19 protein-coding genes are annotated in these 20,554 nt (G+C 61.1%); 9 read left to right on the top strand and 10 right to left on the bottom strand.

The annotated features are described in order from the left end of the window. The first annotated feature begins 109 nt into the window (after positions 1 to 109). The 3 genes from GR212_RS22510 (at position 110) to GR212_RS22500 (ending at position 3,555) form a co-directional block, all read left to right on the top strand. The gene (locus GR212_RS22510; protein WP_163989598.1) at positions 110 to 1,477 is read left to right on the top strand and encodes an amidohydrolase family protein; all 1,368 of its coding nucleotides are present in this window, start codon (positions 110 to 112) and stop codon (positions 1,475 to 1,477) included. Positions 1,478 to 1,514: 37 nt separating this feature from the next. Then, positions 1,515 to 2,711 carry an amidohydrolase gene (locus GR212_RS22505; RefSeq protein ID WP_163989597.1) on the top strand — a complete coding sequence of 399 codons (1,197 nt, stop codon included), beginning with the start codon at positions 1,515 to 1,517 and terminating at the stop codon, positions 2,709 to 2,711. Positions 2,712 to 2,838: 127 nt separating this feature from the next. Beyond that, on the top strand, positions 2,839 to 3,555 hold the full coding sequence (locus GR212_RS22500; protein WP_163989594.1) for a GntR family transcriptional regulator: 717 nt from the start codon (positions 2,839 to 2,841) through the stop codon (positions 3,553 to 3,555). A gap of 143 nt (positions 3,556 to 3,698) precedes the next feature. Here GR212_RS22500 and GR212_RS22495 read toward each other — a convergent pair whose 3' ends face one another. After that, positions 3,699 to 4,277: an OmpA family protein gene (locus GR212_RS22495; protein WP_432444395.1), complete on the bottom strand. Its 579-nt coding sequence runs from the start codon at positions 4,275 to 4,277 to the stop codon at positions 3,699 to 3,701. Between the two features lie 5 nt (positions 4,278 to 4,282). Next, on the bottom strand, positions 4,283 to 4,705 hold the full coding sequence (locus tag GR212_RS22490; RefSeq protein ID WP_432444394.1) for a cysteine rich repeat-containing protein: 423 nt from the start codon (positions 4,703 to 4,705) through the stop codon (positions 4,283 to 4,285). A gap of 666 nt (positions 4,706 to 5,371) precedes the next feature. On the opposite strand from GR212_RS22490, the gene GR212_RS22485 reads away from it, so the two are divergent. Then, positions 5,372 to 5,551, top strand: coding sequence for a hypothetical protein (locus GR212_RS22485; protein WP_163989589.1), 180 nt, complete (start codon positions 5,372 to 5,374; stop codon positions 5,549 to 5,551). A 17-nt stretch (positions 5,552 to 5,568) separates the two neighbouring features. Here the strand turns inward: GR212_RS22485 and GR212_RS22480 are convergent, their stop codons facing one another. From GR212_RS22480 to GR212_RS22455, 6 genes are all read right to left on the bottom strand, one after another. After that, positions 5,569 to 6,336 (bottom strand): DUF2092 domain-containing protein, encoded by a 768-nt coding sequence (locus GR212_RS22480; RefSeq protein ID WP_163989587.1) that lies wholly within the window; start codon positions 6,334 to 6,336, stop codon positions 5,569 to 5,571. A 129-nt stretch (positions 6,337 to 6,465) separates the two neighbouring features. Continuing rightward, complete coding sequence (locus GR212_RS22475) at positions 6,466 to 6,726, bottom strand: DUF982 domain-containing protein (protein ID WP_163989585.1); 261 nt, start codon at positions 6,724 to 6,726, stop codon at positions 6,466 to 6,468. A gap of 88 nt (positions 6,727 to 6,814) precedes the next feature. Continuing rightward, complete coding sequence (locus tag GR212_RS22470; protein ID WP_163989583.1) at positions 6,815 to 7,012, bottom strand: hypothetical protein; 198 nt, start codon at positions 7,010 to 7,012, stop codon at positions 6,815 to 6,817. Between the two features lie 14 nt (positions 7,013 to 7,026). Continuing rightward, complete coding sequence (locus GR212_RS22465; RefSeq protein ID WP_348643505.1) at positions 7,027 to 8,166, bottom strand: hypothetical protein; 1,140 nt, start codon at positions 8,164 to 8,166, stop codon at positions 7,027 to 7,029. Beyond that, positions 8,153 to 10,099 carry a mechanosensitive ion channel family protein gene (locus GR212_RS22460; protein ID WP_163989581.1) on the bottom strand — a complete coding sequence of 649 codons (1,947 nt, stop codon included), beginning with the start codon at positions 10,097 to 10,099 and terminating at the stop codon, positions 8,153 to 8,155. The genes GR212_RS22465 and GR212_RS22460 overlap by 14 nt, the downstream gene beginning before the upstream one ends. Beyond that, positions 10,096 to 10,890, bottom strand: coding sequence for a hypothetical protein (locus GR212_RS22455; RefSeq protein ID WP_432444393.1), 795 nt, complete (start codon positions 10,888 to 10,890; stop codon positions 10,096 to 10,098). The genes GR212_RS22460 and GR212_RS22455 overlap by 4 nt, the downstream gene beginning before the upstream one ends. A 193-nt stretch (positions 10,891 to 11,083) precedes the next feature. Between GR212_RS22455 and GR212_RS22450 the strand changes: the two genes are divergently transcribed. From GR212_RS22450 to GR212_RS22430, 5 genes are all read left to right on the top strand, one after another. Continuing rightward, complete coding sequence (locus GR212_RS22450; protein ID WP_163989579.1) at positions 11,084 to 11,383, top strand: hypothetical protein; 300 nt, start codon at positions 11,084 to 11,086, stop codon at positions 11,381 to 11,383. Positions 11,384 to 11,522: 139 nt separating this feature from the next. After that, positions 11,523 to 14,528, top strand: coding sequence for an autotransporter outer membrane beta-barrel domain-containing protein (locus tag GR212_RS22445; RefSeq protein WP_163989577.1), 3,006 nt, complete (start codon positions 11,523 to 11,525; stop codon positions 14,526 to 14,528). Between the two features lie 100 nt (positions 14,529 to 14,628). Continuing rightward, positions 14,629 to 15,246: a L,D-transpeptidase gene (locus GR212_RS22440; protein WP_204326707.1), complete on the top strand. Its 618-nt coding sequence runs from the start codon at positions 14,629 to 14,631 to the stop codon at positions 15,244 to 15,246. 275 nt (positions 15,247 to 15,521) lie between these two features. Then, a complete protein-coding gene (locus tag GR212_RS22435) occupies positions 15,522 to 17,234 on the top strand; it encodes a tetratricopeptide repeat protein (RefSeq protein WP_163989575.1) in 1,713 nt (570 codons plus the stop codon). Positions 17,235 to 17,363: 129 nt separating this feature from the next. Then, positions 17,364 to 18,317, top strand: a complete 954-nt coding sequence (locus GR212_RS22430) for a SphA family protein (protein WP_163989691.1) — start codon at positions 17,364 to 17,366, stop codon at positions 18,315 to 18,317. Between the two features lie 149 nt (positions 18,318 to 18,466). On the opposite strand, the gene GR212_RS22425 is transcribed toward GR212_RS22430, so the two are convergent. Beyond that, positions 18,467 to 19,420, bottom strand: coding sequence for an HAD family hydrolase (locus GR212_RS22425; protein WP_432444397.1), 954 nt, complete (start codon positions 19,418 to 19,420; stop codon positions 18,467 to 18,469). 71 nt (positions 19,421 to 19,491) lie between these two features. After that, the gene (locus GR212_RS22420) at positions 19,492 to 20,457 is read right to left on the bottom strand and encodes a formylglycine-generating enzyme family protein (RefSeq protein WP_163989571.1); all 966 of its coding nucleotides are present in this window, start codon (positions 20,455 to 20,457) and stop codon (positions 19,492 to 19,494) included. Positions 20,458 to 20,554: the final 97 nt, after the last annotated feature.

The raw sequence follows: 20,554 nt of genomic DNA, 5'->3' as shown, positions 1-20,554 counted from the left end.
GATTTACTCCCTTAATCAGTATGCATATATTGTATACAATAGCAAGGCGCAAAGACTCGCTTTTACCGGTTTGACGAATGGAGCGCCGATCGCTCAAGGGAGGAATGAGATGATGAAATCACTGTTGATCACGAACGGCGTGGTCATCACCCTGGATGCGGATCGCCGCATTCTTGAGAACGGACACGTCTTGATTGAGGATGGCCGCATTGCCGCCGTCTTCGATCAGCCGCCGGAAATCGACGCGGCGATCGAGCGCATCGATGCCGCCGGCATGGCGGTCATGCCCGGATTCGTCGATACGCACGCGCACGCCGGACATATGCTGACCAAGGGGTTAGGCAGCGATTCCACCGAATGGATGGATACCACCGGCCATATCTATGCCACTGCCACGGATACCGAATTCTGGGCGGCCGAGGCCGCCTTGTCGGCGCTCGAGCGCATAAAATGCGGCACGACGACCGCCGCGCTGCTGTTCGGGGGCGGACCGGACATCATGCGCACCGAAGCGCCGGACGCGGCGCAAGCCCATCTCGCCGCTGTGGCTGAAATGGGGGTGCGCGAGGTGCTTGCCGTCGGACCGAACCGACCGACCGTGCCGCACGCTTATCGCAACTACACGCAAAAATCGTATACAGATATTGTCGTGGATCCTCGCACGCAATTGGATGTGTGCGCCGGGCTTGTCGATGCGTGGACGGCTGTGAACGATCGCCTGACGGTCGCGCTCTCGCTTCCCGTCTTTGATGCTCAAGAATTGAAAAGTGATATCGTATACAATCTATCCCGGCACGTACGCGACCTTGCGCGTGAAAAAGGCGTGCTGCTTGTTCAGGATGGCCATCGCGAGGGATCCATCGCCGCCAATGCCGCGCGGCTCGATCTGTTCGACCACCGGTCGCTGCTGGCGCATTGCATCGAACTGACCGATGAGGATATCGCCGTGTTGAAGCGCACCGGCGCCAAGGTCGCTCATAATCCGAGCGCCCTGATGTCGGTATCCGGCCGCTGCCCCGCGACGGAGTTGATGGAGGGCGGCGTGACGGTCTCGCTTGGCACGGATGCCGCCGCTCCCGACCGGTCTTTCGACATGTTCCGCAACATGTTTCAGGCACATCGCTATCACGCGCGGCATTTCCGGGACGACAGCATTCTGCCACCGATGCAGCTTCTGGAAATGGCGACCATCGAAGGGGCGCTGGCGCTCTCGATGGAGCAGGAAATCGGCTCGCTCGAGCCGGGCAAACGTGCTGATATCATTCTCGTCAACATGCGGCAGCCGCATCTCTGGCCGCCGGCTCATCCCGTCCAGCGGCTTACGCGCTTCGCCAATGGCGCGGACGTCGACACGACCATTGTCGGCGGCCGGGTTCTGATGCGCGCGCGCCGGCTCGTGGATCATGATGAAGACGCGATCCTCGACCGCGCCGAGCGCGCCTTCCACCTGATGATGGAACGGGCTGGGCTGGCATGAACCGCATGTCAATTTCGACAATGGACAGGAGTACCAGGTGATGAACGATATTCTCATCCGCAACGTCAGGCCGTTCGGCGGCGAGGCGACGGATCTCTACATTCTGAACGGTCGTTTTGCCGATGGCCATAGCGAAAGCGCGGCAGTCGAGATCGATGGCAGCGACCATGTCGCCCTACCGGGATTGGTCGAGGCGCATACCCACCTCGACAAGACTCTGATCGGCATGGACTGGTTCGAGAACCATGTCGGGCCGACGCGCAACGACCGTATCCTGGCCGACAGGCAGGCGAAGCGGGAGCTCGGCATCGACGCCCGCCGGCAGTCTGCACGGCAGATCCTGCAGACGCTTGCCCTCGGCGTGCTGCATATCCGTAGTCACGTCGACGTGGATACAGAAATCGGCATTTCCAATATCGAGGGTGTCATCGAGACGCGAGAGGCCTTTCGCGATCTGGTCGATGTGCAGATCGTCGCCTTTCCGCAGAGCGGCATGCTCGTGCGCGAGGGGACGCTCGAACTGATGGAAGCAGCGCTGAAGGCGGGCGCCGACATCGTCGGTGGCATCGACCCGGCAAGCATAGATCGCAATCCCGTCCATCATCTTGACGCGATCTTCGGGCTTGCCGAGCGCTACGGAAAGCCGATCGATATCCACCTGCACGAGCCGGGCGAGCTTGGCGCCTTCTGTCTCGAACTGATCGTCGAACGAACCCGGGCCCTGTCCATGCAGGGCAAGGTGATGGTGAGCCACGCCTATTGCCTCGGCATGCTGGACGCGCCGAGGCAGCGCGCGCTTGTCGATGCTCTCGCCGCCGAAAGAATTGCGGTCATGACGGTCGGCAGCCCCTCCGGGCCTGCATTGCCGCTGCGGGCCATGCGCCAGGCGGGCATTGTTCTCGCATCCGGTTCCGACGGCATCCAGGGCACTTGGGAGCCCTGGGGCAATGGCGACATGCTGGAACGGGCAAAGTACCTGGCGCAGCGCAACGGCATGACCAACGATGCCGATCTCGCGGAAATGGCGCGGATCTGCACCTTCGGCAGCGCCGAGGGCATCGCTCTTGCCGACTACGGCTTGTCGAGCGGCTGCCACGGCGACGTGGTGCTCGTGCCGGCCCGAACTCTCGCCGAGGCGGTCGCGCTGACGCCGCAGCGCCGAACGGTCATTCGCCGCGGCCGGGTCGTGGTGCGCGACGGCGTGCCAAGCGACGCGCTACCGCATATCGGCTAGCCGCACCGACAGGCAACGCAACGAGCGAGCCGGCCAGGGCGGCCGGCTCGCATCGGGGGAACGTCTTGCCTCCCCGACGTGCGAAGCTTCCCTTTGTTGCATTCTTGGATATTAGGTCAGGACGATCATGGCACCCAATTCCAGTGATAAGAATCAGAAATCTGCCGTCTCCAAATCCGATGCCGTCTACCGCATCCTGAAGCGCGCGATCCTCGATCAGGTTCTGGCGGCGGGGGCGAAGCTTCCTGAGGATTCGATCGGCGATCGGCTCGGCGTGAGCAGGACGATCGTCCGGCAGGCGCTCGCCCGGCTCAACGGCGAAGGCCTGATCGAGCTGCGTCCGCACAAGGGCGCCTGCGTCGCTCAGCCGAGCCTCGAAGATGGCCGCAGCATCCTGGCCGTGCGCCGGGTGCTCGAGGCGCTGGTGGTGGATACGCTGGCCGGCAAGCTGACGTCGCAGCAGATCCGCCAGCTTGAAGCCCATGTCGATGCGGAGGACAATGCAAAGGTCAACAACGCGTCCGCCTCGATCCAGCTTTCCGGCGAATTCCATGTGCTGCTCGCGACGCTTACCGAAAACGACGTGCTGTCGCGCTACGTGACGGAGCTCGTTTCCCGGTCATCGCTCATCCTGTCGCTCTACGGCCGCCCGCATTCCCCGGACTGTGCCGTTTCCGAGCACCGGGAACTGATCGTCGCCCTCGCCCAGGCAGACCGCGACAAGGCGCGCGCCCTGATGATCGATCATATCGAAGCCATCACCACCCGCGCATTGTTGAAAGCAACGCCCGAGAAGGATTTTCGCGACCTGCTGGCGGCATATGCCAGGGAGGAAGGGCTGTAGAGCGTATCTGCGGTCCCTGTCGCGCTGAAGCTTCCAAATAGAGACCGCGAGACCCAAGCGGCGGATGGACATGCTCCCTGGCGACGGCAGGCGTGCCGGGGAGCATGTCGTGATTGAGTGGAATCAGGAATTGTTTTCGATTCTCAAGGCTTTCGCGTCAGGAGACCGAGGTTGAAGAGCTGAACGCGGCGATTGTCAGCCGCCTCCGACTTTGTGCCGGCGATGGGGAAATACTTGCCGACGCCGACCGCAAAGAGGCGATCCGGTGAAACGGCGAAGGTGGTCGCGAGGATTTCCTTGATTGCGTCCGCGCGCTGCTGGCTGAGATCGAGGTTGTGCTGATCGCTTCCCGTCGAACTGGTGTGACCGACGACCAGGAATTTGTAGTCCCAGAGGTTCGGGTGGTGGAGGGCGTCGGCGATCAACCCCAATGTGCGATAGGATTCCGGTTCGATCGCAACGGAGTCGTTCTGGAAATCGACTTCCACGACCATTTGCGGGAGGTGGGCGACCTTGCTCCAATTGGGAAGCCCGGCCATGTCCTTTCCGGAGGCGCTCATAGCCTCCTGGCGCAGAAGTTCGACATCGACGATCGGCGCTGCGCCTGTAAGTTTACCGAGGCCGGAGACGATGCGCTGTTCCGACACTTGCTGCGCCGTCGCATAGGCTGGAATGACCAGCGCGAATGCCAAGGCGGTCATGATGCTTGCTTTGACGTTCATGGGTCTCATCTCCATCCCGCATCGGTGATTGCCTGGTTGCATTTGTTGCCGACCAGACGCTGTGTCTTTATCAGGCAGGCAAGTATGTAGCCGTCTCCCTTGATGCCTCGGCAATGCTGAGCCATGTCATGGGCGCAAACCTTTTCATAGGCCGTCTGCGCATCCTCGCGTTGCTGGATCGAGGTCGTGACATTGGAAAGAGATGCGGTGCAGGTCGGTGAGACCTTCGCTGCATTCTGCTTCAGGCAATCGGCAACGCGGCCGCTGCCGAGGTTGATCCCCTTGCAGAGTTTCTTGATGTCGGCGCCACAATCCTTCGCCAGTGTCGTGACCGCATCCGCATAGCTGATTGTCTCGGCTCTCGCGATGCCTGCGGAGACCATCCCCGCCAATAAGAATCCACAAAATAATCTGCCGGTCTTCCTCATCCTCATCTCCTTTGCTTCCGAGGGGCAGTGATCTGGCGCCTTCCGGACAGGCTTGTCGAATAGCTGTCGACATTCCGGCTGTTTGCCATGGGTATCGATGTAAATGCTTACCTGTCACGTCCGTCGTTGTGCCGAACTGCTGCGATGCCGCGGTGATGTGCGCCGTCACCGCGTTGGGCGTTCCTATCTGGGATCCTTGACCGCGACATAAACGACGGCATGACCGTTATATTGCGGTTCGAACCAATTCCCGCCGCAGTCCTGATAGGACACGCCATTCACGACGACCGCGGAGCATGCGGGCGGGAGCGTGGCAATAACGGATCCAACCGCGACAGCCGTTGCTGCTCCCCAGACGGCAGCCGGCCCGGGACCCCAATATCCGGGCCAATAGGGACCGGGTGGCGGAGGAAGTGGTGCGTAAGGCACAGGATGCGGGCCAGGGAATGGCCCCGGTCCCGGATATGGGTGTGGGCCCGGGCCAGGATATGGATGTGGCCCCGGATAGGGATGTGGACCGGGATGCGGGTTTGGATGGGGTGTCGGCGTCGGCGGATGAGGGTGAAGCCCGGACGGGTTCGGATGCGGCGCGGGTTGTGGGGCCGGATGAGGAGCCGGGTGCGGCGCCGGTCGCGGTCCATGGGCCGGGTGGGGATTGCCGCCCGGATGAAAACGGGGTTGGAAATGTGTTGGCGCATTGAAGCCGCGAAAGTTGCCGCCGCCGGGATGAACGCCTCCGTGGAAGCCGCCGCCACCAAAATTCATGCGCGGCACCCGGCCGCCGAAGCCGCCTCTCGCCTCGGCGACATGCGGGGCAACCAAGGCGGTGACGAGAAGTGCGCATAGGAACGTGCCGGGCTTCTTCATTTCTTGTCTCCCTCGCCCAGGAACTTGATTTTCTGTGCGCCTTCCGCCGGCGTGTAGACGAAGGTATCGTCGGGGATCGTGGCGTTTTCCGTCCATTCCAGGATAGAGGTGATCCGCGGCCGGGTGAGGTCTTCCCGATCGACCAGTGAAATCTTCAGGGGAAGCGGGCTGCCTTCCGCAGCGATCCAGATTTCGGCGTCCTGATCAGGGCCCCGGTAGGCCCAGTGATTGGTTTCCTTGCCGTTGATATAGGCATGGCCGACGAAGAAACCCTCGTGGATCAGGTTGATCGGCGCGTCAGACGTTCCCCAGGAAAAGAGATCCGCCAGTGGGAAAGCCAGATGATATTTCTGCGCCGCCTCTTCCAGGGTCGCTTTGATGGTGGCTGGGGCCGGGACCTGAGCGTAGACATGCTGGTCGGGCGAGGCATAGACAAGCGTCTTGCCGTCATAGACCAGTTCACCATGGACGACATCGGTGGTGAGATCGATGCGCAGATGGTCGGGCCGCCTTACCTCGTAAGTCGCGGTGCCGCCGATTTCCAGCTTCTGATCGGTGTCGAGGACGACTTCAGAGGTCGTCGTTGCCTTCAGGCTGAAAGTCTGCAGCGATTGCAGATGTTCGCCCATCGTCTTGAGCGCTTGAATGGATTCCGGCTCGATGCGGGGCTCCTTGGAATGCCTCTCCTGGGCGAGCACGCCTCCGGCGGCAATGAGGAGCGTCACCGTCGCAAGCATGAGGCGCGACCATCTGAGATGCGGCATCGCTTTGCCTTCCTTTCTCCCACATAGACCGGGACAAGATAAGGCTAGGCGCGCATGGTCATCCTGAGGAAGTACGCAACGGTAAATGTGCCCGTAAACGCACGCGGACTGCGCAGTTCGAACGTCGTGTTACATCGGTTGAACGGTGGTCACATATCCAGCAGCCCTTGCCGCTGCCAGGAATGCCTCTCGCGCCTGCTGCGGGCTTGCGCCGCCCTCGAAGACCTCCAGGCAGATGCGAAGCGCTTCGTCACGCTCGAAACTGCAGTCCGGTTCTGGCCATCTGTCCATCAGGCAATCGGCTGCCTCTCTTACGCTGCCGATTCTCTGGGGCCCGTCCGGGAAAGGCAGGACGATGACAATGGGCGCTTGCCATTTCATGTCGTACATTTCGGCTTCCTCTATGCACTACGATCCAGAATCGTACGAGAGAAAGCGGCGGAAAGTTGCACCGACGTTGAGCTGGGCAGGGCAGGCCTCAGGATTTGTCCTTTCTGACGCCCAGGCGTCTTAGAAATCCCGGCGCGTAAATGACGCATGCGATGGATGCAGCCAGCATCAGAAGCGAAATTGCCAGTTGGACCACGTTGTACCGGAGCGAGCCCTCGGCAAAGAACCAGCCCGAAATGATGCCCGCAATGGCAAATGGGATACGTACGACGATGGGGAACCACATGGGACAGTCCTTTTCTAAAGAAGCAGCAGGCGCTTCACCACCGGCCCGAGCTGTGAGTACGGCAGGAAGGCAGCCCCCGCGGCAAGCAGCGGCAAGAGTGCAGGAACAAGCAACACTACCATGTTTTTCCGGTTGATCAGCAGACCCGATGTCCTCAGTGCAGCAGTCCAGATCGGCTTTATATCGTGAAGCTCGGCGAATTGCTCCTCCTGCAGATCGTCGCACATGTTGCTGCCGAGTGTCGTCCGCTCGTTCCACCTCTCGTAGTCGGTCGCCTTGGCCATTGCGAGCAGAATGGTTTTCTTCTTCAACTCGACGATCTTGGCCCCGGGCTTGAAAAGCGGCAAGACGTAATAGAGCGTCACGATGACCAGCCACGCGGCGCATATGATTGTAAAGAGCGTCGGGGTCAGTGGCTGGCGCTCCATGACATGGCCAATGGCTGCCGCCGCCACGCAGCTGACCGCCAGCGTGAAGAGGCCGTAGCCTGCCGGATAGAAGCCCAGGAAGCCCAATCCCGCATGATCGTCCGGATGGGTTACGACAAGCCGCAGGCGGCAGTCGGAGATGTCTGAAAGAAACGCTGCCCAGACGAGGTGCTTCCAGATCAGCCTCGAAAGGAGAAACCAGTAGATCGTATTGCTGACGGCCAGGCACCAAACGCCGGCAAGCGTCTGTGAGGCCGCAGACGAAGCCCACGAGGGAGCGTTGCCGCCAAGGAAGCTGGCGGCATTCGCGCCGGAGGCGGCGAATGCCAGGAGCAGGCATATCGCTTCGGGTATGGTCGCGACAGTCCGTTCTCGGGCGCGCTCGAGTGCCTTGCGGCCCTCGGTGCGCGACACGGAAGCAAGTAGCGGCACGCGAAAAACAAGCGACGTGCATTCGTCGATCGCGAAAGCGATCGGCTTTTCGGAAAGGGTCAGCAGTATCGGAGCGATGAGGAACTTCGCCCAGGCGCCCCAATCCTGAAGAAACAGGCCTGCAAGGTAGGCGCCGCCGGTCGATAGCAGCATCAGGACGGGGACGACCCAAGCCAGCAGGGCAAGGCACAAGGCACGCCATCCCCGTTTGCGCAGTCCCAGCCATGACATGAGTTCATAGAAGGGGCCGCCATGCATGATCCGGATTCTGCTTTCTTCGTCATCCACCGTCACTTGCGGCCTCCGTGGACGCGGCCAGCTTGTTCCGTCGAACAAGTGCGGAGGCCGGCGCGGCACCGCTGGCCTTTTCGTCACCGCCGACGTTGACGGTCGGTTGGGCGAAATCGATGCCATTTGCCTTGAAAGCTTCGCGAATCTTCAGATACGCCTTGCGGCGGATGTAGGTCTGCATTCCCGGCACCGTCATCATCCCGAAGCTCAGCACGATGCCGTAATCGCCAAACTCTTCCACGCCCTTCAGTTTCAATGGTTGAAGAAACAGGGGACCAAGTTCGGGATCCTGCGTGAGCTCCGCGCCGATCTGTTTCGTGAGCTTGCGCGCCTTTTCCACATCCGTGTCGAACCCGACGGTAATGCGAAACTTGTCGATCACCCAGTCGCGGCTCATGTTTTGCACCGCGCCGAGCTCGCCGAACGGCACGGTGAAGACGGGGCCGCGATGGTGGCGCAGCCGCACCGAGCGCAAGCTGAAGCCCTCGACGGTGCCCTTGTAGTTCTTGGCCTGAATATACTCGCCCACGCGGAATGCGTCGTCGAACATATAGAAGACGCCGCTGATGATATCCTTGACCAGCGTTTGCGAACCGAACCCCAGGGCGACGCCGAATATTCCGGCGCCGGCGATCAGGGGGCCGATCTGTACGCCGAATTCGGAAAGCACGATCAGGCCCGCCATGACCGCCACGATGACGGCAAGCGCGTTTCGCAGGATCGGCAACAGGGTGCGGAATCGCGCCTGGCGGGCGGCGTCGGCCGGCGGGAGGCTCGATGTGTCCAAAGACGCGGCCAGGGTGCGATCGATCCAGTTCCGCGCAAGTTGCCAAGCCAGATCGGCAAGCAGGAGGATGACGACGCTTTTCAGGAGCCCGTAGAAAATGGCCGTCACGACCGGATTACTGTGGCCGAGCCCCTCGGGGTTCAGTCGCCAGACGATGGCGAGCCAGCCGGCCGCGGCGGCGATGACGATGGCGCGAGCGCCTCGAACCACGAGTACCCGCCTGATACCGGAGGTGTCGTTCCCGGCGAAACGTTCGGCGGCGCGTCCGATCCCGGACAGAAGCCCGGGAAGTCCGACCGCATAAAGCCCCAGCCAGAACAGCGATTTGAGACCGAAGGCCCAGAAGCACCAGACAATGACCAGCAGGAGCGTCAAGGCCGCCTTCGAATTTTTCGTGCGCTGCGGCGATGACGACCAGATGGCCTCGATCGCGAGCGCGAGAATCACGATCGAAAAGCCGACCGCAATCGCATCGGCGACGGCCGACGGCAATTCGAGTGGCTGCGCCAAAGCGGCACTGGCGATGGCGATGATGACGACCGCAAGAAGGATGCGGCATCTCAGGCGCAGCGAGCGGTGAGAAACGGCAAAGCCGACCAGCACGGAGCCGGCGCGAAAGACGATGAAGCCTGCGAGATAGGCAAGGAGGACGATACGGGCGAGAGGTGGCCATTCGACCGCGAAGAAGACCACTGCGATGCCCAGGGCAAACACGCAGATGGGGGCAAGCTGCGCCATCAGGCTTCCCGTGGAGGATCGGATGCGCCGATATATCCATTCGGCGGCCAGGCCCAGCGCGACCAGACCGGCAAAGATCAGGAAAACGGGTGCGAAGCCATGGCTGATCGCGTCCTGGCGCACGCGCAGCGAGGCCGAAAGAAGCTCCGATGGAATCGATGGAATTGCAGAGACAATCTCGTGGATGTGGGCCCGGGTGGTGGCTTCCCAATTCGCCAGGCCGCCGGACGCGAGCCCTGCGGGAGCGGTGGGCGCGCCGGCGGCTTGTGACCGTGCCGTCAGCCATGTGCGAATGTCCGGGTCCTCGAGAAGCTTGACGAACTCGTCGATCTTCCGTTGCTGACCGGGCCCTGCTGTCGCTTCCGTCTGGATGCCGGCGGCCAGGAATACACGTGCCATGATCCAGCTCATTGCGATGGCTTTCTGATCGGGAACTGGAAGTTCAGGCCTGCGAAGATCTGCCATCGCGGTGCGCCGGGCCCGTCGTGCCAGACGGTATATTGCGGTTCGACAAAGGCGTTCATCGTAATGCCGCTCTCCAGGGGGACCACCTTGCCCAGGCCGAGGCCGACAGGGATGTAGCTGCTGCCGTTTTCCAGATTGAAATTCCAGGTCGCCGACGACCGGACGTACCAGCCGTCCTTGAGATTGAAGTTGACGATAGGCTGCACCGTCAGGAGATTGACGTCTTCACGGTCTTCCTTGCCGGCGAACGAGGTCTGGTAGGTGAGCAGTCCGCCCAGCAGCCCCCATTCCTGGGGAACGACGGCCACGCCCGCTGCGCCAACCTGCCATTTTCCACTTCCAAGCGACGTATCGGTCGCGGTCGGCAGCACTACCAGCGGCCCCGCGCCGAAGGTAATGTCGCCCTTCTTCGGTAGAATGAAGAGATCCATCAGCGTGAGGTCGCCGAGACCCGTCACATAGCCGGTCGGCACGTCGGGCGATGTGGCTATGGGCAAGGTGAACCGGAACAGTTGCGGCGCGCCTCCGAGGTCGGAGGGGATCAAGCCGCGCAGCAGGAACTGGTTTGCCTTCGGGTGGCCGGGCGTGTCGATGAAGCTCGGAACGTAATAGTCCTGCAGATTGATCGTAATCTTGGGCGTCAGAGGGTTATTGGCCTCGTTGACGTCAGAATGCTCCTGAGCGGCAGCCGTTCCCGCACAAAGGATAGTTGCGATCAGCCAGGCTTTCATTTGCATTCTTGCGGCCTCCGGGCAAATTGCCGTCATGAAGCCACGTTCGCCACGCGCATGCGAGTACGCAACAGTAAACAGTCCCGTAAACGATCCGTGCGCCGCCGAGATGTCGGGCCATTTACGGTAACGTACTTACGTTTCATCTAAAACATCCCATACTCGGTCGATCACCTCGATGGGGGAAGGTCGTCGTTAGATGGATAGGCGAGGCGGCGAAGCGAGCAGGACAAGCAAGGCGGCACAGCGCGGACTTTGGCGTCTGATGTTGAAGCTGCCTGCCTTGCGGGGCCGGCTTCAGATTCTCGCGGTCAGAAGCCGGCGGCTGGACGACCTCTTCGAGGCATACGAGGAGGCGAGTCTCGCGCTTGAACGATTTCAGAAAGACGGAGGCGGCAGCGGCGGCCCCCTCGTCGATGAGTACGAGGCCGTCTGCCGCGATATCGAAGCCGATGTCATCCAATTCATTCTGCAAAGCGGGTCAAGCTTTGCGGAATGAACCGTGTTTTCCACCTCAAAAGTTGGGAGAAATAGAGATGGTCCACGACGCGGGCTCTCAGGCATTTCAACGGTCTTCGTTTCCGCCAAATCTGCTGGCCTGGACCGGTACTTTGCTTGTTGCATGCGCTTCTCCAGCCATGGCCGACAACTATACCAATCTTGTCGTGCCCCCCAATTCCTCGTTCGTGCTGTCGAGCGGCGACACCGTCACCGGCACGAACAACACCGCACTCAGGATTCAGCGCAACTCGACCGTGACCCTGTCCAACGGGCCGGTGGCTGGGCCGATCACCATCAACTCGTCCGGCACCAACGGGCATGGTATTTGGACGACGACCGATGGCTCAGGGAGCATTACCGGAACGTCATTGACTTTCGGATCCGGTGTTACGACCAATATCTCGACGAACGGCAATCTTTCCTATGGCATTCATCTCGGCGCCGGAGCCCAGACCCATCTGGTCTTCGAGCAGGGATCGACGACCAACATCCGCGCCTATCTTGGAATGATGCTCGGGGCATCGGCGGCGGCGACGCCGGCCCTGACCAACGATGTTGTCCTGAGGCCCAACTCCATCGTCAATATCGACGCATACCAGCAGCCGGGGATATTCCAGGGCATCAGCATGAGCGGCGGCGCATCGCTGCATTTGGATGCAGGCAGTCAGCTTTCGGTCCATGTCGCGGATGGCGGGACGACGGGCTACGACAGGGGCATTCTCGTGTCGCAGAACGTCAATACGGGGCTCGGCGGTATTCTGACATCCGATGCCGGTTCTCTGCTGACGATCGATACGCACTCGAACAATCAGTCGGATGGCCTCTACACCATCAATACGGGACGTAGCGATCTCAGGGGCGTCACGCAGATCACGACCACAGGCGATCTTAGCGCCGGCGCATTTCTATATGCCGACCCCGACATGACGCGGCTCACAATATCGGCCGAAGGGCCCGGGCGATCGAGCATCAGTACCTCGGGCACCGAGAGCGAGGGATTGTTCATTTATCGGGGGCACGCGCTCATCGGTCGTACGGATGTATCGACAACAGGGGACACCTCCGCGGGAGCCTTCGTCTATGGACCCGAGAGCAGTCTGGTGACGGAAGATTCGACCATAACGACCGTCGGAAGCGGCTCCGACGGGGTTGTCGTCCACTCGGGAGCGACCGTTTCCGGCAGCGACACGGACATCGCGGTGAGTGGCGCCGGCTCCATTGGCCTGTTCCTGACGGGCAGCGGAACGGAACAGACCGCCAGCTTCAGTGGCGGCTCCATTGCCAGCAACGGCACGGCGATCGGTGTCGGCGGCGGCACGGGGGGTGTCAGCCTCGATGGCGTTACCGTCAAGGGGATCGACTGGCTCGACGTCAAGAGTGCAAGCGCGTTTCGGGCACTTCCGACGGTCAGCTTCGGGATCGATCAGGTCGCCGACGACGGCACGCTCGTTCGCACCTCGCTGTCTCCCGTTGCGGTCGTCGCTGCCGGATCGACTACCGCCAACGTAACGGCGCGCAACTCGACGCTGACCGGCGCCGCCTTCACCGAGCCGGGAAGCGTCTCGAACGTGACGCTCGTCGATACGTTGTGGACGATGACCGGAAGCTCCAACCTGACGAACCTGATCAATGATCCGAGCCTTATCCAATACACGCCTCCGGTCGGCGATCCGACGGTGCTGGCGAGCTACAAGACGCTGACCGTCGCCAATTATGTCGGCCAAGGCGGCGAGATCGGTCTGAACACCTATCTGGGCGCGGACGGATCTCCCTCGGACAGGCTGATCGTCGACGGGGGTACGATCACCGGCAACTCGACGCTTGCCGTGAAAAACACGACGGGTCCCGGCGCCCTGACCACGGGCGACGGCATCCTCGTCGTCGACACCGTCAACGGGGCAACCTCGGTGCCGACTGCCTTCACGCTGGCGAGCGACTATGTGACGGAGCAGGGTGAGCCGGCGGTCGTCGGCGGCGCCTATGCATATACGCTTCACTACGGAGGGGTCGGCGCGAATGCGACCGACAACAACTGGTATCTTCGCTCCGATGCGCCATCCTCGACACCTGGTTCGCCCGAGCCGCTCTACCAGCCCGGCGACCCTGTCTACCAGGTCTATCCGCAGGTTCTGATGGCTCTGCAGTCCTTGCCGACGATGCAGCAGCGCGTCGGAAATCGCTATTGGACGGAGCCCGCCGTTCCAGAGCAGGTGTTCTGCAAGGATCCGACGCAGAACTTCCGATGCACGGTCACCCCCGAGCAGGCGAGCTATTACGGAGACGGGAAGGCGACAATCGAAAGCAACGCCATCTGGACCAGAATTGACGGGCTTCATGGCCACTACGAGCCTCGCACGGCGACCGCCTCCATGGACTACGACATGGACATATGGCGGCTGCAGGCCGGCCTCGACGGATTGCTGTACGACGCCAAGGACGGGGCGAAACTTGTCGGCGGGGTGTCGTTTCACTACGGCCGGGCCGTCACCGACGTTTCGTCGGTGTTTGGCGACGGCAGTCTTCGAACGGACGGCTACGGATTCGGCGGTACGCTGACATGGCTCGATAGCACCGGCTTCTATGTCGACGGTCAGGCATCCCTGAGCTGGTTCGAAAGCGATCTTTTCTCCGACGCCGCTCATCGCGATCTCCAGGACAACAACGGCGGCTTTGGCTATGCGCTGTCTGTGGAGACCGGCAAGAAGATCGAGCTGCATGACGACTGGACGGTCACTCCCCAGATTCAGCTCGCCTATTCAAACGTCCGCTTCGACAGTTTCACGGACACGTTCGGCGCCAGAATATCGTCGGGCGGCAACGACAGCCTTCTCGGCCGGCTTGGCGTCTCCGCCGACAAGGATGCAAGCTGGAAGGACGAGGCCGGCAAGACGCGACGCAGCCATCTCTATGGCATCGCCAATCTCTACTACGAGTTCCTTGATCCGTCCGTGGTCGAGGTCTCCGGGGTCGGTTTCGAGACCGGCAACGAACGGCTATGGGGTGGCTTGGGCGTGGGCGGCAGCTATAATTGGAATGACGACAAGTATTCCGTGTATGCGGAGCTTTCCGCCAATACCAGCCTCAAGTCGCTTGGCGACAGCTACTCCCTCAACGGCACGGCCGGATTTCGCGTCAAATGGTGAGGCGTTCGAGAAAACCGGGCTGGCGAGAACCATGTCCTGTCGATCGGCGACGGCTTTGCGACAGGATTCATAGGGCGACGACAGGCGCGGGGTATGCAGCTTGACGTTTGTCCGTCGCCTCGCTCCCCTCATATGTGCCGGCGCGCTCGGCCTTCTTGTCTCCTGCGCGCATCAAGATGTCGATGGCGCGCCGAAGTCCGCGGAAATTCGGCCCTATGCCGATGAACCATACAATGTCAGGCCGATCGACAGAAGCAAGTTTGCCTCGCGGTTCCGCCCGGCGACCGTGACGGCCCCAGTGGGTTACGCGCCGGGAACCATTGTCGTCGATACCTCCGCAAGGCAGCTCTATTTCATACTGGGTGACGGAAAGGCGCGCCGCTATGGGATTGCCGTCGGCGCGTCGGGCCATGCCTGGTCCGGGGTTGCGACCATTGGAAGGATGGCGAAATGGCCGGCCTGGTATCCGACGGACGACATGCGCAGCGATGCTCCGGAACTGCCGCATCGGATTGAGCCGGGGCCGGGCAACCCCCTGGGTGCGCGCGCGCTCTATCTTTACAAGAACGGGATCGACACCCTTTACCGCATTCACGGCACCTCGGAGCCCTGGACGATCGGCAAAGAAGTCTCTTCCGGCTGCATCAGAATGGTGAACGAAGACGTGATGGAGCTTTACGCCCATGTGTCAAAGGGCACCGTTGTCTTCGTTCTGTAACGCATTTGTCGGCCGCAAGTGTCCCACTGGCGCGCATCGACGCTCTGCCGATTTTCCTCGCCGGGCAAAACGGGGAAGCTGGAAGACGGGCCGGTGCGGAAAACGTCTCGGATCGATACCATGGTCGCATCGAAATTGATCACGTATTAGTTTTATTTAGCGCTTTCGATGCAACTCCAAATTTTTGTCTGTGACTTGCTGCGCACCCCATGATATGTGGGGGTAATTAATAATATTATACATTAGTCGATTTGCGCATGCGGGGGAGCTGCGAAATGGCTGTCGAAACATCTGAGATCAGGTCGGGAGAGGTCTCTCTTGAGAAGGCGAGACTGGAGCTTGAGCGTCTGCTGTCGGACGACCGCTTCCGGGTATCCGACCGGCAGCGCGATATCCTGCGATATCTTGCGGAACGTCGGCTCGCCGGTTGCGAAAGTGGTGTGAAGGCATATTCGATAGCCCTTGATGTCCTCGGCAGGCCAAGCGGTTTCGATGCTGCAAACGATCCGATCGTTCGCATAGAGATCAGCCGCCTGAGAACCAGCCTCGAAAGCTACTACGGCGTCTTCGGCGCGGATTTGGGCGTGTCGGTCTACATACCGAAGGGGAGCTATCTCACCCTGTTCCTGAAGACGCCCGACCGAGGCGGCGTCGAGGATTTGCCCGTAAACGGCGGCTTGCCGGCACCTTTGCGCGATTCCGTCCGCGTCGCCGACGTCAGACGGCCATCGCGTCCGAGATGGAAATGGCTTCTGGTTGCAGGGGCGGCGGTGTCTGTTGCCTTGTTGCTGGTGACAGCCGGCACTCTTTATCTCCTGCCGAACACCACGAGCAAACCCAGCCTCACGCTCGCCATGACGGCCGTATCCGCCGATCTGAACGACGAGGCCGCGCAGACAACGGATATGCTGCTCACCGCCCTCACGCAATTTCAGACCGTCGTCGTCGCGAAGCCGTCCCTGGAATCGAGCCGGAGCCTTGGGGTCTTCCCGAGATATGACGTTGAGATGAAGTATTACGGCACGAGCGACGATCATAGTGTGTGGTGGCAGATCGTGGACCGCATGTCCGGCGAGCTGTTGAAATCGGGCGTCGAAACCGTCGAGATCAGCGGCAGGAGCCCGGCGGCTGTCCGGGAGGAAATAACCGGAATACTGGCAAGGCGCATCGCCGCCACCCATGGCGTCGTCAACACATTCGAAGTGCAGAGCAGTCCGAAGGGAGCGCTTGGAAATGCATGTGTGCTGCGCGCCGAATATGCGTTGGACGAAGGCGGCAGCCGCGGCATTGCCGCCGCGTCCCTCTGTCTTGAGCGCACGCTCGCGCGCACGCCTGACGATCCCGATGCCAACGCCCTGCTTTCGCGCATCCTGCTTGCTCCGCGCGACAGCGCCATCGATGCAGCCACGCGCGCGCGGTCGCTGGAATTGGCGAAACGCGCCGTGCTGCTTGCGCCGCTTTCCGACCGGGCACAGACGGCGCTGATGATCGCGCATTTTCTGGATGGAAGGACAGATGCGGCGATCGAGGCGGGCAATCGGGCAATGGCTCTCAATCCGAACAATCCGGATGCCGCCGCTTCTTTGGGCCTCGTGCTATTTTCCGCCGGATATTGGAAAGCGGGCGTGGATCTGGCGCAGACCGCAAGCAACGAGAGCGACACGCCGCCGCGCGATGCCATGGTGGTGCTGGCGCTCGACGCCTACCGAAACGGCAATTGGTCCGAAGCATCGCTTCTGTCAGATCGCGTCAACTGTACGGACTTCATCGTTCGTGCCGTGAGAGCGGCCGCATCGGGGCAGCTCGGAGCCACGGATGCGAATGCCCTCCTCAACGACGTGAAGGGATCCGACCACAACTTCGAAGACCTGTTTCGCGACCGGATGGCGACGGCTCGTATGCGGCCGGAGATCGTGGCCGACCTCGAGGCCGGCCTTTCGAAGGCAGGTGCAAATTTCCCGACCGTCATCAGCGCCCAGCAGCCGTAAATTACAGCCCGGTTTACCGTTGCGTACTTGCGCATGACCCCCCGGCACGAGATCCTTCGTTAGAATAGTGATTCTACTTGGGATTGTGTTCAAGGGGGCTGCATGAAGTCGTATCATTTGGTCTGCCTGATGGCTGCGGGTGCTTCCTTGCTGCTGTCGGGTGTGGGCGTTCATGCCGCAGAAAATGGAACGGGCTTCTATCTGCTTGGCTCCAAAGGCCCCGGTGCAGGTTTCACGCCTCCGCCGGGCGTCTATTTCGAGAACGACGTTTACATCTATTCCGGTAGCTTGGGTGGCGGCAAATCCTTGCCGACGGGTGGCCGGGTTGCGGTCGGCGTCGATGGGAATGCCGTCTTCGAATTGCCGACAGTCCTGTGGATCCTTCCCGAGGATGTTGCCGGCGGCCGGTTCGGCCTTTCCGCGACGGTGCCGGTCGGCTGGATGAAGACGTCCGCGGATCTGACCTTGAAAGGTCCGCGAGGCCACGCGGCGGACGGTAGCGTGACGGATACGGTATTCACTGTTGGCGATCCCGTGGTCAGCGCTTTGCTTGGCTGGGAATCGGGCAATTTCCACTGGCAGACCGGCGTCATGGTTAACGTGCCGATCGGCGACTATCAGGACGGGGAAATATCCAACGTGGCCTTCCATCACTGGGGCGCGGACGTCTCGACATCGCTGACGTGGCTTGATCCCTCGATCGGCCTGGATCTCTCGGGAACGGTCGGCATGACGTTCAATGCCGAAAATCCGGCGACCGACTACAGAACCGGTAACGAGTTCCATTTCGAATGGGCGGCCGTTCAGCATTTCAACGAGCAGTTCGATGCCGGCCTGGTTGGCTATTATTATCAACAGGTCACGGGTGACAGCGGGCAAGGTGCCACGCTCGGCGACTTCGAGGGACGGTCGCTCGCAATTGGCGCGACGGTGGGCTGGACCTTCAAGGTCGGTGAACTTCCGCTATCCACGCGCCTGAAATATTTCCATGAATTCGACACGAAGAACCGAGCAAGCGGCGATGCTGTCTTGCTCACTCTCTCAATGCCGTTGTCGATTACAAAGCCGGTCTCCGCGCAATAGGCGAGACCCCCCTCGCGGGTTTCCGTGATCGCTGTCGGCTTGAGAGAGGCCGGGCGAACCCGCCGTTCGCGCCTGAATTCGGCGCCATGAGCAAAGCCCCACGAATATGGCTGCCGCTCCGTCAGGCTCATGACGGAGCGGCTTTATCGTCATTGTTCGAAGGCGAAGATCTTCTTCCAGTCGGTCTTCATGTCAACGACCAGCCAGTTCCGGCGTTCGGCCTCGTTCAGCGCCTTGTCGAGCTTGCCAAAAGCAGATTGGCGGTCATAGGCATATTCCCGGTCTGCGTCGGTATGGTGGACCAGCATCGCAAAGCCCGGTCCTTTGGCGGCCGTCACCCATCGCATCATCTCGTAGTCGCCATCGGAGTTGCCTGCCACGAAGATCGGCTTGCGGCCAATGAACTTGTTGATGCCCACCGGTTTGCCTCGGCCGTCGTCGACGAAATCTATCTTCGGCAGGCGCTTCAGCACAGGCACGTCGCCGACGATGGCATATTCCGTGGCAATCGTGCTGCCGACGACCTGTTCGGGAGGAATGCCGTACAGACGCTCGCTGACCGGCCGCATGAATTCGACGCCGCCGCCGGAGACGATGTAGGTCTTGAAGCCGTTGGCGCGCAGGTATTCCAGGAGCTCGCGCATCGGCAGATAGGTCATGTCGGTGTAGAGCTTGCCTGTTTTCGGATGGGTTGCCGTTGCAAACCAGTCCGTGACGATCTTGCTGAACTGATCGGTTGTCATGCCGGCATGGGTTGCCGTTCCCAGTTCCATGATGCCCATCTCGCCGCCCTTGGCCAATCCCTTGAGATCGCCGTTCAAAATGCTCTTGAACGGTTCCTTGGTCTTCCATTCCGGGTGTTGCGGAGCGAGCGTCTTGACACGGTCCAGCATAAAGCCGAGCTGGGGATAATATGGCTGTTCCGTCCAGAGCGTTCCGTCATTGTCGAAGACGGCAATGCGGTCTTCCGGCGCCACATAGCCTTCGCCTCCTTCGGTGACCGTCGCCTTCACGAAGTCCATGATGCGTGATTTGGCGGCAGTGTCGTTCCACGACGGCAAAGGTTCCTGGGCCAAGGCCGGGAGTATGCCGACCAGGATCATCACAAGCGCTGCGATCAAGGAAGCAAGCGTTGCCTCCGCCCTGTCATAAGCTGTTCTCATCGTCGCTCTCCTCATGCGGAAATCCGCTTGATGCATCGGAAGCCAACATGGCTCGTGGAGGTGTCTTCCGGTTCGGCATGCCGCGCCGCCGGTCTGTACCGGCGGCAGTAGTTCGGTGCGCAGAGATGCGAGCCGCCTTTCAGGACACGGCGCGGAATTCGGATGTCCGGTTGGCGCGGGTCGTAGCTGGCGTCAGCTCTGCCGCCTCGGGGATTGGCAGGAATGCAGCATGAATGCTCCGCAGGCTCCGGATGGCGCGAACTCCAGTAATCGGATGTCCATTCCCAGACGTTGCCGATCATGTCGTAGAGGCCATATCCGTTGGGGGGAAACGAACGGACGGGGGTCGTGCGCTCCTGTCCCTTGGGCTTTGTCGTGTGGGTCGGGAAGGTGCCTTGCCAGGTATTGGCCATCGGCCGGCCGGCCGGTTGCAATTGGTCACCCCAGGCAAATTCCGTGTCCTCGAGGCCGCCACGGGCCGCAAGTTCCCATTCCGCCTCTGTCGGCAGGTCCAGACCCGCCCAATCGGCATAGGCCTTGGCGTCATGCCAGGCGACATGAACCACCGGATGATCCAGCTTGCCGCGCAAGTCGCTTAAGCCTCCAAGCGGCCGGCGCCAGTTGGCGCCGAACTTGAAGGTCCACCATTGTTGAATATCCGGCCCATCGACGGATTTCGGCTGGAAGAAGACAAGGGATCCGGCTCTGAGCATTTTGGGGATTGCACCCGGATAGTCTTTCGGATCGGGCGCCTTTTCCGCAACCGTCACGTATTCCGTCGCCTTCACGAACTCCATGAAGCGGCGATTGGTGACGGGAGCTTCGTCGATCCAGAAGCCGTTGACCTTGACCGGATGAGCCGGAGCCTCCTCCGGATAGTGGTGATCGGAACCCATCATGAAAGTCTGGCGGGGTATCCAGACCATGCCGGCCGGTCCCGCTTCTTCTGACGCCGTGCCGTCGAAAGCCAGTGCCATTCTTGCCTCCGGTTCGTGAGAGGCCATGTTTGCGTGTCATGGCACGGCTGATAAGTACGTAACAGTAAATGTCCGGGTCGTTTACGTAAGCCAGCTG

The organism is Martinezella lusitana (genome assembly GCF_010668395.1).
GTDB lineage: Bacteria > Pseudomonadota > Alphaproteobacteria > Rhizobiales > Rhizobiaceae > Rhizobium > Rhizobium lusitanum_A.
The sequence above is the reverse complement of the archived record's forward strand: the minus strand, read 5'-3'. Positions and strand labels throughout refer to the sequence as shown.